General features: G+C 68.8%; 11 protein-coding genes and 1 pseudogene. 5 read left to right on the forward strand and 7 right to left on the reverse strand.

The annotated features are described in order from the left end of the window. The first annotated feature begins 168 nt into the window (after positions 1–168). Complete coding sequence (locus LE197_RS33740) at positions 169–1,752, forward strand: protein kinase (protein ID WP_073668932.1); 1,584 nt, start codon at positions 169–171, stop codon at positions 1,750–1,752. Here the strand turns inward: LE197_RS33740 and LE197_RS33745 are convergent. The 6 genes and pseudogenes from LE197_RS33745 to LE197_RS33770 all read right to left on the reverse strand — a co-directional run bounded on the left by LE197_RS33745 (position 1,645) and on the right by LE197_RS33770 (position 8,675). Next, positions 1,645–2,538: a substrate-binding periplasmic protein gene (locus LE197_RS33745; RefSeq protein WP_003102782.1), complete on the reverse strand. Its 894-nt coding sequence runs from the start codon at positions 2,536–2,538 to the stop codon at positions 1,645–1,647. The genes LE197_RS33740 and LE197_RS33745 overlap by 108 nt on opposite strands. A gap of 49 nt (positions 2,539–2,587) precedes the next feature. Further along, a complete protein-coding gene (locus tag LE197_RS33750) occupies positions 2,588–3,049 on the reverse strand; it encodes a GNAT family N-acetyltransferase (protein ID WP_003093235.1) in 462 nt (153 codons plus the stop codon). A gap of 162 nt (positions 3,050–3,211) precedes the next feature. Next, positions 3,212–4,033, reverse strand: coding sequence for an ethanolamine ammonia-lyase subunit EutC (gene eutC, locus LE197_RS33755; protein ID WP_003114907.1), 822 nt, complete (start codon positions 4,031–4,033; stop codon positions 3,212–3,214). A 10-nt stretch (positions 4,034–4,043) separates the two neighbouring features. Then, a pseudogene (locus tag LE197_RS33760) lies at positions 4,044–5,438 on the reverse strand (ethanolamine ammonia-lyase subunit EutB). A gap of 58 nt (positions 5,439–5,496) precedes the next feature. Further along, complete coding sequence (gene eat, locus LE197_RS33765) at positions 5,497–6,945, reverse strand: ethanolamine permease (RefSeq protein WP_046638732.1); 1,449 nt, start codon at positions 6,943–6,945, stop codon at positions 5,497–5,499. 209 nt (positions 6,946–7,154) lie between these two features. Continuing rightward, on the reverse strand, positions 7,155–8,675 hold the full coding sequence (locus tag LE197_RS33770; RefSeq protein WP_003118247.1) for an aldehyde dehydrogenase family protein: 1,521 nt from the start codon (positions 8,673–8,675) through the stop codon (positions 7,155–7,157). Between the two features lie 338 nt (positions 8,676–9,013). Between LE197_RS33770 and eatR the strand changes: the two genes are divergently transcribed. The 4 genes from eatR (at position 9,014) to LE197_RS33790 (ending at position 13,373) form a co-directional block, all read left to right on the forward strand. Further along, on the forward strand, positions 9,014–10,945 hold the full coding sequence (gene eatR / locus LE197_RS33775; RefSeq protein WP_003119186.1) for a sigma-54-dependent transcriptional regulator EatR: 1,932 nt from the start codon (positions 9,014–9,016) through the stop codon (positions 10,943–10,945). Positions 10,946–11,102: 157 nt separating this feature from the next. Further along, on the forward strand, positions 11,103–12,458 hold the full coding sequence (gene mpl, locus LE197_RS33780) for a UDP-N-acetylmuramate:L-alanyl-gamma-D-glutamyl-meso-diaminopimelate ligase (RefSeq protein ID WP_003124067.1): 1,356 nt from the start codon (positions 11,103–11,105) through the stop codon (positions 12,456–12,458). Between the two features lie 8 nt (positions 12,459–12,466). Next, entirely contained in the window at positions 12,467–13,096 is a 630-nt protein-coding gene (ubiX, locus tag LE197_RS33785) for a flavin prenyltransferase UbiX (RefSeq protein ID WP_003093227.1), read from the forward strand. Then, a complete protein-coding gene (locus tag LE197_RS33790) occupies positions 13,080–13,373 on the forward strand; it encodes a YceK/YidQ family lipoprotein (RefSeq protein ID WP_023094415.1) in 294 nt (97 codons plus the stop codon). Before ubiX ends, LE197_RS33790 begins: the two co-directional genes overlap by 17 nt. Positions 13,374–13,392: 19 nt before the next feature. On the opposite strand, the gene LE197_RS33795 is transcribed toward LE197_RS33790, so the two are convergent. Next, on the reverse strand, positions 13,393–14,034 hold the full coding sequence (locus LE197_RS33795) for an oxidoreductase (RefSeq protein WP_003100290.1): 642 nt from the start codon (positions 14,032–14,034) through the stop codon (positions 13,393–13,395). Positions 14,035–14,048: the final 14 nt, after the last annotated feature.

The raw sequence follows: 14,048 nt of genomic DNA on the forward strand, positions 1-14,048 counted from the left end.
TTGAGCGGCAGAGGGCCGCCATTATAGGGGGCGTCCGGATGGGTGGGGGGCTGTTTGTCGCGATCCCGGCAAAACCACTGATTGCAGGATGTTTCGGTAATTTTTCCGAAATTGGTCGGCATAAAGTCTGCAAGAACAGGAGAAATTTCTAGCAGGGAAGGGCGTGCGATGACACTCCAGCCTTTTGCCCAGCCACCGCTCAGTCTCGCCCTGGGCGCCGGGCGCGACCTCCCGGGGCAGGCCGCGCGGGTTCGCGCCGAATGGCTCGCGCCTCGCCCCGGACGGGCTCCGGCGTTTCTCCTGGCGCTGCTCTGGGGACGCGGTTGCGCCAACGTGGTGCAGGCCATCGAAGGCCATCTCGACGCCCTGTTCGCCGACTACGCCTGTACCCCCGAGGGTTGGCCGGAAGCGCAGGCGGCGCGGCAGGTCCTGGCTTCGCTGAACATGCAGCTCTATCGCCGGCGCCGCGAAGGCGAGCCGGGCGTGCTCGAGCTGGCGGCGGGGTTGCTGCTGGTCCATGCCGGAGGCGTGCACTTTCTCCAGTGCGGCGCCGTCGGCCTGCTGCGTTATCGCCAGGGCAGCCCGCAGCGCCTGGGAGGGAGCGGCCAGCCGCTGGGTAGCAGCGCGGAGCTGGCGCTGGTCCAGCACAACCTGGCCCAGGTGGCCGGCGAGCCCTTGTTGCTGGCGCCCCAGCCGCTGCTCGAAGTGGCCGACCTGCGCGCCCTCGGAGAGCGTTGTGCGGGGCTGGCCACGGGGCGCCTGGAGGGCGTGCTGCAGCCGTTGCTGCATGCGCCGGGGGCGGTGGCGCTGGTCTTGCCGGGGGCGCTCGAGCGCGCCCCGGCGGCGCCACGGCATACCGGCTGGCCAGCGCTGGGCGCGGCGTGCCCCGGCGACTGCGTGGATGGCTGGACCTTGCAGGCAGCTTGCGCGTTCGGCCCGCCCGGGCGGCTATTCCGCGCCTGCGACGAGCAAGGACGCGAGGCGTTGCTGCTGCTCGCGGCGGTCGATGCCGACGAAGCGTTCTGGCAGCGCGAATGGGCATTGCGGCGCTGCCGTGCGGAGAGCCTGCCGCGAGTATTGTCGTCGCCCCGGTTGCGTCGTCATGCCTTCCAGTTGTTCGCTCCGCCGCGCTGGCCGATGCGCAGCCTGCTGGATTGGGCGCCAGCGCACCTGCCGCTGGAACCGCAATGCGCGCTGGTCCTCCTGGAGCAACTTATCGATGCGGTTCGCGCCTTGCAGCGGCGCGGCGTACAGGGCTTGTGGCTGGCGCCGCGGCAGATCCTGCTGGACGAGGGCGGGCGCCTGCTGTTCCTCCCCGAGGCGGCGGCGATCCTGCCGGGGGTGGCGCGCCAGGCGCTGCCTGCGGACAGCGTGCCGCTGGCGCCGGAGTTGCGTCGCGGCGAGGCGCTCGATGGCCGGGCCGACCAGTTCGCCCTGGCGGCGCTGTTCTATTGGCTGCTCTGTGGTCGCTGGCCGTCGATCGCCTGCCCGGAGAGCGACGGCGGATGCCGCTACGAGCCCCTGGGCGAGCGTCAGGCGGACCTGCCGGTCGGCTGGGATGGGGTATTGGCGCGGGCCCTGGCGCCGCGTCCGGAGGGGCGCTTCGAAGCGTTGTCGGAATTCTGGCTGGCCTTGCAGAAGCCGCTAGCGCATCCCCAGCGGGTCTTCGCGCCACGCCGGTTGCAACGGGGCGTGCTGGCCCTGGTCCTGCTCCTGGCCGGGGCTGCGCTGCTGGTCGGCCTGGCCGGTTAACGGATCGACGGCCAGCGTGCGGGTCTGCCCGCTGCGTTCGAGGTGTGCTTCGGCGATCAGTTGTTCCAGCCGGCCGCTGCGACGCATCAGGCGCAGGTTGCGGTCGAGGCTGGCGGCAAGGGCGGCGCCGCGGGCGTGTCTTTTCGGCACCAGTACATAGAGCGGCTTGACCTCCAGCGGCGGTTCGATGAACACCAGGCGATCCTTCAGCGCCGGCACGTTGCGCGCCAGCAGGTGGTAGCCGGTGTAGCGATCGACCACGGCCAGGTCGATACGCCCGCGCAGGAGCTTCTCGAGGTTCTGCCAGTCGTTGGTCACCGCGTCCTTGGTCAGGCTGCGGTCGGCGTCGAAATCCTCCCGGTTGACGTAGCCGCGGACCACGCCGATGCGGTACGGACGCAGGCTTTCCAGATGCGCGGGATTGACCGGCAGCAGGCGCTCGCGCTGGCGGAAGAAGCCCAGTTGCGAGTCGAGCAGGGGGATGGTGGCGTGGAACAGTTCGCGCCGCTCGGGCGACAGGTAGGCCGGCATGAGAGCGTCGAAGCGCCCCTCGGCGGCTTCCTTCAGGGCACGTTGCCAGGGCAGGAACACCAGTTCGGCGCGGTGCCCGTCGAGGGCCAGGGCTTCGTCGAGGATGCGGCTGGCGAGGCCCTTGCCCGGCAGGTCGGGGCCGACGTAGGGCGCCCAGTCGAGGGTCGCCACGCGCAGGGTGTCGGCCTGCGCGCCGGCCGTGGCGAGGAGCAGGCCGAGCAGGACGCCGGGCCAGTGCCAGGTGCGCGAACCCATGGATGCCTCTGCTCTGAGCGATCGGTTGGGAAGTGCCGTGCCTTTGTCTTCAGCTTAGTTCGTCGCTGATCGGCAGGGTGTAGTTCTTGAACTCCTGGTCTTCGCGGAAGCCGATCGACTCGTAGACTTTCTGCGCTACCTCGTTGTCGACGCTGGTGGAGACACGCATGCGCACCGCATGGGTTTCCCGGGCCATCTGCTTGGCGTGTTGCAGCAGGTGGTCGGCGACCAGTTGCCGGCGTGCCTCCTCGGCGACGTAGATGTCGTTGAGGATCCAGACGCGCTTGAGCGACAGCGAGGAGAAGCTCGGATAGAGCTGGCAGAAACCGAGCAGGCGGTCTTCTTCGTCGGCCAGCGCCAGGTAGATCACCGATTCCTTGCGGCGCAGGCGTTTCTCGAGGAATTTCCGCGAGGACTCGGGGTAGGAGAGCATGCCGTAGAATTCGCGGTACTTGACGAACAGCGGCGCCAGCAGGTCGAGGTGTTCGAGGGTGGCTTGCACGATTCGCATGACGGGCCTCGCATTGCGGGAAGGGGCTGCCGGGACGATGCAGGCTGCATGCCAGCAACGCTTCGATGCTGCCCAATCTCCCTGGAAAGCGCAATCCAAGCGAACGTTTGAATCGGCCGAAGGAGGGGCGACGCGCGCCGGCCCATCCTTCGGCCGGGAGGCTCAGTCCCTCGCCAGGAGGAAGTTGCCGGTGCGCGGAGCCTCGCCGTCCAGCGCCTGGACCTCCGCCTCGTCCTTCAGGTTGACCCCGGAAAGCTGCCGCCGGCAGGCCTCGCGCATCAGGTAGAGCAGGCGGTGCGCGGCCATGCCGTAGCTGAGGCCTTCCAGGCGGACGTTGGAGATGCAGTTGCGATAGGCGTCGGTGAGGCCGACCCGCGGGGCCCAGGTGAAGTACAGGCCGAGGCTGTCCGGCGAGCTGAGGCCGGGACGCTCGCCGATCAGGATCACGCTCATCTTCGCCCGCAGCAATTCACCGATCTCGTCGGCCACCGCCACCCGTCCCTGTTCCACCAGGACCACCGGCGACAGCGACCAGCCTTCGGCCAGCGCCTGTTCCTCCAGGCGTTCGAGGAAGGGCAGGGTGTGACGCTGCACGGCCAGCGCGGAGAGGCCGTCGGCGACCACGATGGCCAGGTCGATCTGCCCGTCGTAGCCGGCGGCGTGTTCGCGCAGGCGTTGCACCGAGGCCTCGTCGAGGCGCCGGCCGAGGTCCGGGCGTTGCAGGTAGACGTGGCGGTCGGCGGCGGCGCTGTGCAGCAGCAGGCTGTCGCGGCCGCGCTGGCGCAGGCCGTCGCTGATGGCCGCATGGTCGAAGGGCAGGTGCACGGCGTCGCGCGCCTGGGCGTGGGCGTACTGGAAGTCCAGTTGCGGGCGGGTCGGCAGGCTGGTGCCGGTGCGGCCCAGGGCGATCCGCGCGGGGGTCAGCTGGCGCAGCGGCAGCCAGGGGTTCTCGGCGCTGGCGTCGGGCAGGTGCTTGTCGTTCATCGGCATCTCCTCAGGCCAGTTGCGCCAGGGCCTGGCGGAACGCCGGCGGTAACTCGTCACCGAAGCGGATGCGCCCGTCGGCCTGGGTGAAGATTCCCATCCGCTGCAACCAGTCCTCGAATTCCGGCGCCGGCTTCAGGCCCAGCGTCTGGCGCGCATAGAGGGCGTCGTGGAAGGAGGTGGTCTGGTAGTTGAGCATCACGTCGTCGGAGCCGGGAATGCCCATGATGAAGTTGATCCCGGCGACGCCCAGCAGGGTCAGGAGCATGTCCATGTCGTCCTGGTCGGCCTCGGCATGGTTGGTGTAGCAGATGTCGCAACCCATCGGCACGCCGAGCAGCTTGCCGCAGAAGTGGTCTTCCAGGCCGGCGCGGATGATCTGCTTGCCGTTGTACAGGTACTCGGGACCGATGAAGCCGACCACGGTGTTCACCAGGAACGGCTTGAAGTGACGAGCCACCGCATAGGCGCGGGTCTCGCAGGTCTGCTGGTCGACGCCGTGGTGGGCGTTGGCCGAGAGCGCGCTGCCCTGGCCGGTCTCGAAGTACATCAGGTTGTTGCCTAGGGTGCCGCGCTTCTGGCTGAGCCCAGCCTCGTAGCCTTCCTAGAGGATCTTCAGGCTGATGCCGAAGCTGGCATTGGCCGCCTCGGTGCCGGCGATCGACTGGAACACCAGGTCCAGCGGCACGCCGCGGTTGATCGCCTCGATGGAGCTGGTGACGTGGGTCAGCACGCAGGCCTGGGTGGGAATCTCGTAGCGCTGGATGATCGCGTCGAGCATCTCCAGCAGGGCGCAGATCGAGGCCATGCTGTCGGTGGCAGGATTGATCCCGAGCATCGCGTCGCCATTGCCGAACAGCAGGCCGTCGAGGATGCTCGCGGCGATTCCGGCCGGGTCGTCGGTCGGGTGGTTCGGTTGCAGGCGGGTGGAGAGCCGGCCGCGAAGGCCGAGGGTGTTGCGGAAGCGGGTGACCACGCGGATCTTCTGCGCCACCAGGACCAGGTCCTGGACACGCATGATCTTCGATACCGCCGCTGCCATTTCCGGCGTCAGGCCCGGAGCCAGGGCGCGCAGGCTGGCCTCGTCGGCGGCGTCGCCGAGCAGCCAGTCGCGGAAGCCGCCGACGGTGAGATGGGACACCGGGGCGAAGGCGTCGCGCTGGTGGGTGTCGATGATCAGGCGGGTGACCTCGTCGTCCTCGTAGGGAATCAGCGCCTCGTCGAGGAAGTGTTTGAGCGGGATGTCGGCCAGGGCCATCTGCGCGGCGACCCGCTCGCCGTCGTTGCTCGCCGCGACGCCGGCGAGGAAATCGCCGGAGCGCGCGGGGCTGGCCTTGGCCATCACGTCCTTGAGGCTGTCGAAGCGGTAGGTTTCGCCGCCGACGCTATGGGTGAAACGTGCCATGTGTGTCTCCAGTGCCCGGCCTCGCCATGCGGCGGGCCGGGCTTTGTCGTTGTCGCTCTCAGCGCAGGTCCTGTTCCGCCGCCTGGATCGCGGCGAACTCTTCTTCCGGGGTGCCGGACACCAGGTGATGCCGACTGTACAGGGCGAAGTAGCCGATCAGTACAGCGTAGATCGCCACCGCGCCGACCACGACCCGCGGGTCGACCAGGAAGCCGGCGACCACCGCGACGCAGGCCAGCGCCAGGGCTACGCCGGAGGTGAGGATGCCGCCAGGGGTGCGGTAGGGGCGCTGCATGTCCGGGCGGCGGATGCGCAGGGTGATGTGCGCGGCCATCATCAGCACGTAGGAGATGGTCGCGCCGAACACCGCGACCAGGATCAGCAGGTCACCCTGGCCGGTCAGCGACAGGCCGAAGCCGATCACCCCCGGCACCACCAGGGCCAGTACCGGCGCCTTCTTGCGGTTGGTCAGCGAGAGGCTGCGCGGCAGGTAGCCGGCGCGGGAGAGGGCGAAGATCTGTCGCGAGTAGGCATAGATGATCGAGAAGAAGCTGGCGATCAGCCCGGCCAGGCCGACCAGGTTGACGAACTGGCTCATCCAGGTCGAACCCTTGTAGGCCGACTCCAGCGCTTCCACCAGGGGATTGCCCGAACCCATCAGCTCCTTGGCTCCGGCGGCCCCGGGACCGACGACCAGAATCAGTGCGGCGAAGGCGAGAAGCACCAACATGGCGCCGATCAGTCCGCGCGGCAGGTCGCGCTTGGGGTTCTTGGTTTCCTCGGCGGCCAGCGGCACGCCTTCGACGGCGAGGAAGAACCAGATCGCGTAGGGGATCGCCGCCCAGACCCCGACATAGCCGAACGGCAGGAAGCTGCTGGCGCCGGTCGCCGCGGTCTGCGGGATGTTGAACAGGTTGGCCGAGTCGAAGTGCGGAACCATTGCGACAATGAACACGCCGAGGGCGATGGCCGCCACCGCGGTGATGACGAACATCAGCTTCAGCGCCTCGCCGGCGCCGAGGATGTGGATGCCGATGAATACGACGTAGAACACCAGGTAGATCAGCCAGCCGCCGACGCCGAACAGCGACTCGCAGTAGGCGCCGATGAAGCAGGCGATGGCCGCCGGGGCGATAGCGTATTCGATGAGGATCGCGGTGCCGGTGAGGAAGCCGCCCCAGGGCCCGAAGGCGCTGCGGGCGAAGCCGTAGCCGCCGCCGGCGGTAGGGATCATCGAAGACAGCTCGGCGAGCGAGAAGCACATGCACAGGTACATGGTGGCCATCAGCAGGGTGGCGAGGAACATCCCGCCCCAGCCGCCCTGGGCCAGGCCGAAGTTCCAGCCGGCGTAGTCGCCGGAGATCACGTAGGCGACGCCGAGCCCGACCAGCAGGACCCAGCCGGCGGCGCCTTTCTTCAGTTGACGGTGTTGGAAGTAGTCGGCGTCGACGCTTTCGAAGTCGACCCCGGAAGTTGCGGGCGCATGGCCGGTTTGTTCGAGGGACATGGGTTTTTCACCTCAATCTTGTTGTTATCGACCCCGGTTTTCCCGGTGGTGTGCTGTACGTGGTGAACGCAGGCAATAGCTATGCCAGCCGCTCTGCAATCGGCCTGGCGAGGAGGTGGAAGGGGCGCCGCCGTCAGCCTCGGCGGCGTGTTTCACGAGCCGGCGCGACCGCTCCGGGAAAGAGCGGTCGCGGCCGGTCCGGGGTCCTACTAGAAGAAGCCCAGCGGGTTGATGTCGTAGCTCACCAGCAGGTTCTTGGTCTGCTGGTAGTGGTCGAGCATCATCTTGTGCGTCTCGCGACCGACGCCGGACTTCTTGTAGCCGCCGAACGCGGCGTGGGCCGGGTACAGGTGGTAGCAGTTGGTCCACACGCGACCGGCCTTGATCCCGCGGCCCATGCGGTAGGCGCGGTTGATGTCGCGGGTCCAGAGGCCGGCGCCGAGGCCGTACTCGGTGTCGTTGGCGATGGCCAGGGCCTCGGCTTCGTCCTTGAAGGTGGTGACGCCGACCACCGGGCCGAAGATTTCCTCCTGGAACACGCGCATGCCGTTGTGCCCCTTGAGCAGGGTCGGCTGGATGTAGTAGCCGCTGGCCAGGTTGCCTTCGAGCTTCTCGACGCTGCCGCCGGCGAGCAGCTCGGCGCCTTCCTGCTGGGCGATGTCGAGGTAGGAGAGGATCTTCTCGTACTGCTGCTGGGAAGCCTGGGCGCCGACCATGGTCTCGGTGTCCAGCGGGTCGCCGCGCTTGATCGCCCTGACCTTTTTCAGCACCTCTTCCATGAACGCCGGGTAGATCGACTCCTGGACCAGCGCGCGGGACGGGCAGGTGCACACCTCGCCCTGGTTGAAGAAGGCCAGCACCAGGCCCTCGGCGGCCTTCTCGATGAACGCCGGCTCGGCCTGCATGATGTCTTCGAAATAGATGTTCGGGCTCTTGCCGCCCAGCTCGACGGTGGAGGGAATGATGTTCTCCGCCGCGCACTTGAGGATGTGCGAGCCGACCGGGGTGGAACCGGTGAAGGCGATCTTGGCGATGCGCTTGCTGGTGGCCAGGGCCTCGCCGGCCTCCCTGCCGAAGCCCTGGACGACGTTGAGCACGCCCGGCGGCAGCAGGTCGCCGATGAGTTCCAGCAGCACGCAGATGCCCAGCGGGGTCTGCTCGGCCGGCTTGAGCACCACGCAGTTGCCGGCGGCCAGCGCCGGGGCCAGCTTCCAGGCGGCCATCAGCAGCGGGAAGTTCCACGGGATGATCTGCCCGACCACGCCCAAGGGCTCGTGGATGTGGTAGGCCACGGTGCTGTCGTTGATCTCGGCAGCGGAGCCTTCCTGGGCGCGGATGCAGCCGGCGAAGTAGCGGAAGTGGTCGGCGGCCAGGGGGATGTCGGCGTTGAGGGTCTCGCGCACGGCCTTGCCGTTGTCCCAGGTCTCGGTGACGGCGAGCAGTTCCAGGTTCTGCTCGATGCGGTCGGCGATCTTCAGCAGGATGTTCGAGCGCTCCTGCACCGAGGTGCGGCCCCAGGCGTCGGCGGCGGCGTGGGCGGCGTCGAGGGCCTTGTCGATGTCCTCGGCGGTGGAACGGGGGAACTCGGCGATCGGCTGGCCGTTCACCGGCGAGGTGTTGGTGAAGTACTGGCCCTTGACCGGAGGCACGAACTCGCCGCCGATGTAGTTGCCGTAGCGGGCCTTGAAGGAAACGATGGCGCCTTCGCTACCGGGATGGGCGTAACGCATGATGGTATCTCCTGGCTCTTGTGCTTATTAGGGGAGGACGCGCTGTCGCGCTTGTCGTAAGCCTGGAGCAAGGGCCGGGCCAGAGTGGCGAAAGGCCCGGAGTAGAGCGTCCTGGAGGTTTCGCAGGGGAGCTTGCGAACGCTCCCTGTCACGCGGGCGGGACGCTCGTGAGTGACACTCTGTACCGTTTTCGGCGCAGCGCATGACTCATCGGTCAGTCCGTCGTTGCATTGCGCCCCGGCCTGTTGGATGCTGCACCGATAGCCGTCCGGAGAGTCGCGGACCGATCCACCGCGCCCAGGCAAGAGACGGCCCGTCCCTCGCGGAGAACCATAACAATGCCTGCCAGTTCCATGAGCCGCCACGCGCGGCAAGTGCTGACCGTCGCCCAGGGCAAGATCCCGCCGGGCGGCCCTGCGACCGATCCGTCCATCGCCCGCTCCTGGCTGCGCTGCCTGGAACAGCACCATCTCGATCCCGGCCAGCCGATGGCGCCGATGGTGCTGGAGCACGCGCGCATGCTCGAACGCCGCGAGCGCCTGCAACAGGTGCTGGAGATCGCCGATGGCGAGATGCACAGCCTCTACCAGCAGCTTTCCGGCAACGACCACGCGGTACTGCTCACCGATGCCCGCGGGGTGATCCTCAATTGCGTCAACGCCGACGCCCAGCGCCAGACCTTCGAACACGCCGGCCTCTGGCTCGGCGCCGACTGGAGCGAGCCCTGCGAAGGCACCAACGGCATCGGCACCTGCGTGGTCGAGCGGCAGGCCCTGACCATCCAGCAGGAAGAGCACTTCCGTAGCCGCCACACCGGCCTGACCTGCTCGGCGAGCCCGGTGTTCGATCCGCAGGGCGAGCTGATGGCGGTGCTCGACGTGTCTTCGGCGCGCCAGGAAGTCTCGCGGCAGAGCCAGTTCCACACCATGGCGCTGGTCAACCTGTCGGCGAAGATCATCGAGGGCTGCTATTTCCTCCGTCGCTTCGAGGGCTCCTGGCTACTGCGCTTCCATGTCCAGGGCGACTATGTCGGCCTGTTCAGCGAAGGGCTGCTGGCCTTCGAGGAAGACGGGCGGATCCGCGCGGTGAACCAGAGCGCGCTGAACCTGCTCGGTTGTCCGCGCCAGCGCCTGCTCGGCCAGCCGGTGGAGACCTTCTTCGATTGCCGTCTCGACGACCTGCTCGGTCGCGCCTCGCCGCAACCCAGCGCCAGCTGGCCGCTGCGCACCCGCGAGGGACGGACCCTGTACGCCATGCTGCGCGGCGCGCCGCGGGCGATACCCCAGGCCCTGGCGGTGCCCACGGCAGCGAAGCCGGCGCCTGCCGCGCCCGGCCTGTGCCTGGGCGACGCCGAGCTGGCCGCCGATTTCCGCCGGGCGCTGAAGGTCTACGCGCGCGACGTGCCGCTGCTGCTCAACGGCGAGACCGGTTCCGGCAAGGAGGCCTTCGCCAAGGCCGTGCACCTGGCCGGCCCGCGCGCGGAACAGGCGTTCGTCGCGCTGAACTGCGCGGCGATCCCGGAAACCCTGATCGAGAGCGAACTGTTCGGTTATCGCGGCGGCAGCTTCACCGGCGCGCGCAAGGAGGGCATGCGCGGCAAGTTGCAGCAGGCCGACGGCGGCACCCTGTTCCTCGACGAGATCGGCGACATGCCGCTGGCCTTGCAGACCCGCCTGCTGCGGGTGCTGGAAGAGCGCCGGGTAGTACCGCTGGGCGGCGAGCCGGAGGATGTCGACGTGCGCCTGATCAGCGCTACCCACCGCGACCTGGCCGGGCTGGTCGCCGATGGACGCTTCCGCGAGGATCTCTACTACCGCCTCAATGGCATGGTCGTGAGCCTGCCGCCGCTGCGCGAGCGCAGCGACCGCGAGGAGTTGCTGGACTACCTGCTGGCCGAGGAAGCCAGGGGCCAGCGCATCCAGCTCGACGGCGAGGTTCGCCAGGGCCTGCTGGCCTACCGCTGGCCGGGCAACGTCCGGCAGATGCGCACGGTGCTGCGGACCCTGGTGGCACTCTGCGAGGACGGCCGGGTCGGCCTGCGCGACCTGCCCGCGGATATCCGCCAGGCCCTGGCGGCGCTGCCGCCCGCCGCAGCGGCGCCCGCCCCGGCCGCGGGCAACAGCCTGGACGACGCCGAGCGAGCCGCGTTGCTGGCGGCGCTGGACGGCCAGCGCTGGCACGTGAGCCGGGTGGCCGAGCAACTGGGGATCAGCCGCAACACCCTGTATCGCAAGCTGCGCCGGCACGGCCTGGTGCGCGGCCAGGCCTGACGGGCGGGACGGCTCCAGGCGGGCCGCCGCGAGGCCGGTGGGAACCCCGCCGACGCCGCGTCGTCTGATGCCGCGACGCCGGGCGGCCGGCGCCTCCGCTGTGCTAATCTGCCGCCCATTCACAGCGCCTTCGACGGCTTGATCTGCAGGAGTCTGCATGCACATCCACGTACTCGGCATCTGCGGGACCTTCATGGGCTCGCTGGCCGTGCTGGCCAAGGAACTGGGCCACCGGGTGACCGGTTCCGACGCCAACGTCTACCCCCCCATGAGCACCCAGCTGCAAGCCCAGGGCATCGAGTTGATGCAGGGCTACGATCCGGCCCACCTGGAGCCGGCGCCGGACCTGGTAGTGATCGGCAACGCCCTGTCGCGCGGCAATCCGGCGGTGGAGCATGTCCTGAACAAGGGCCTGCCCTACGTTTCCGGCCCGCAGTGGCTGGCCGACCACGTGCTGCAAGGACGCTGGGTGCTGGCGGTGGCCGGTACCCACGGCAAGACCACCACCACCAGCATGCTCGCCTGGGTCCTGGAGCACGCCGGTATGAGCCCGGGCTTCCTGATCGGCGGGGTGCCGCAGAACTTCGGGGTTTCGGCGCGCCTGGGCGGTACGCCGTTCTTCGTGGTCGAGGCCGACGAGTACGACAGCGCCTTCTTCGACAAGCGCTCGAAGTTCGTCCATTACCGCCCGCGCACGGCGATCCTGAACAACCTGGAATTCGACCACGCGGATATCTTCCCCGACCTCGCGGCCATCGAGCGGCAGTTCCACCATCTGGTGCGCACCGTGCCGGGCGAGGGCCTGATCATTCGCCCGAGCGCCGAGAAAGCCCTGGAGCGCGTACTCGGGATGGGCTGCTGGACCCCGGTGCAGACCACCGGCGAAGGCGGCCAGTGGCAGGCGCGCCTGCTCGCCGAGGACGGCTCGCGCTTCGAGGTGCTGTTCGACGGCATCGTCCAGGGCGAGGTGGACTGGCCGCTGACCGGCCTGCACAACGTCGCCAACGCCCTCGCCAGCCTGGCGGCGGCGCGCCATGTCGGCGTGGTGCCCAGCCAGGGCGCGGCGGCACTCAGCGAGTTCCGCAACGTCAAGCGGCGCATGGAGAAGGTCGCGGAGGTCCGGGGCGTGACCCTCTACGACGACTTCGCCCACCATCCGACCGCCATCGCCACCACCCTCGACGGCCTGCGCAAGCAGGTTGGCGCCGATACCCAGGTGATCGCCATCGTCGAGCCGCGTTCCAACTCGATGAAGCTCGGCGCTCATCGCGACGGCCTGCCGGACAGCGTGCGCCAGGCCGACCAGGTGCTCTGGTACGCGCCGCCGAACCTGGGCTGGGACCTGGCCGCCACCGCCGCGCAATGCGCGATACCGTCGCAGGTCTGCGATACCCTGGAGGCGATCATCGAGCAGGTGCGCCAGCAGGCCAGGCCCGGCGCGCAAGTGGTGATCATGAGCAACGGCGGCTTCGGCGGCTTGCACGGCAAGCTGGCCGCGGCGCTGGCCGAGTGAGGGGCGCGATGAGCGGTCCGGAACGCATTACCCTGGCGATGACCGGCGCCTCCGGCGCCCAGTACGGCCTGCGCTTGCTCGATTGCCTGGTGCAGGAAGAGCGCGAGGTGCACTTCCTGATCTCCAAGGCCGCGCAACTGGTGATGGCCACCGAGACCGACGTGGCCTTGCCGGCCAAGCCGCAGGCGATGCAGGCCTTCCTCACCGAATATTGCGGTGCCGCCGCCGGACAGATCCGCGTGTTCGGCCAGAACGACTGGATGGCGCCGCCGGCCTCCGGCTCCAGCGCGCCCAATGCCATGGTGATCTGCCCTTGTTCCACCGGCACCCTGTCGGCGGTCGCCACGGGGGCCTGCAACAACCTCATCGAGCGCGCCGCCGATGTCGCCCTGAAGGAGCGCCGGCCGCTGGTGCTGGTGCCGCGCGAGGCGCCGTTCTCCAGTATCCACCTGGAAAACATGCTCAAGCTGTCCAACCTCGGCGCGGTGATCCTGCCGGCGGCGCCGGGCTTCTACCACCAGCCGCAATCGGTGGAGGACCTGGTGGACTTCGTCGTCGCGCGAATCCTCAACACCCTGGGGATTCCCCAGGACATGCTGCCGCGCTGGGGGGAACAGCACCTTGTCAGCGACGAGTAGGGTGCTGCTGCTGGTCCTGGCGGTGCAGTTGGGCGGTTGCGCCACCGTGCGCACCCTGGATGCGGCCAAGCCAGGGGCGCCGGTGGTCTACGCCGGCACCCGGCTGGATTGGTACAGCCTGCACGGCGGCTGCTGCCCCATGGAACGCTTCGGCGCGGAGGCGCCGGCCCATCCGGGGCTCGACCTGCCGGGCAGCGCGCTGCTGGACACCCTGTTGCTGCCGTTCTCGCTGGCCACCGCCATCGGCCTCAACCTCGGCGTCAGCGGCGGCATGTAGGGCGGGACCCGCCCCAGGCTCATTTCCCCAGCTTGCGCAGTTCGTCGGACTCGACGAAGCGCACGCCCTTGCCTTCCTCCAGCGCCAGGCGCCAGAGCGCGCGGGCCAGGTCGCAGGCCTCGATGCCGTGGTACTTGCCGGGAAGGATGCGGGCGATCGGCGCAGCGAGGATCTCGGCCAGGCGGAATTCCTCGCGCGGGCCGAACAGCAGCGATGGCCGGGCGATGGTCAGTTGTGGCCAGCCCTGTTCCTGCAGGGCCTGCTCCAGTTCGCCCTTGACCCGGTTGTAGAAGATCGACGACTTGGCGTCGGCGCCCAGGGCGCTGACCACCAGGTAATGCCGGGCGCCCATCTCCAGCGCGCGCTTGCCCACCGCCAGCGGCAGGTCGAAATCGACCGCGCGGAAGGCCTCCTCCGAGCCGGCTTCCTTGATCGTGGTGCCGAGGCAGCAGAAGGCGGTATCGATGCTGCCGTCGAGTTGCGGCAGCAGCTCGGCCAGCGGGCCGACCGGGTTGTCCAGCCGCGGATGCTCGGCCAGCGCCTTGCGGGCAGGGGCGATGACCTTGGCCAGGGTCGGCTCGCTCAATATCCGATCCAACAGGTGCTCGCCGGTAAGACCGGTCGCGCCGGCGAGCAGAACGCGCTTGGGCGTCGAGTGCATGTGTGTTTCTCCCC

Source organism: Pseudomonas sp. PS1(2021), from assembly GCF_020405165.1.
Lineage (GTDB): Bacteria > Pseudomonadota > Gammaproteobacteria > Pseudomonadales > Pseudomonadaceae > Pseudomonas > Pseudomonas aeruginosa.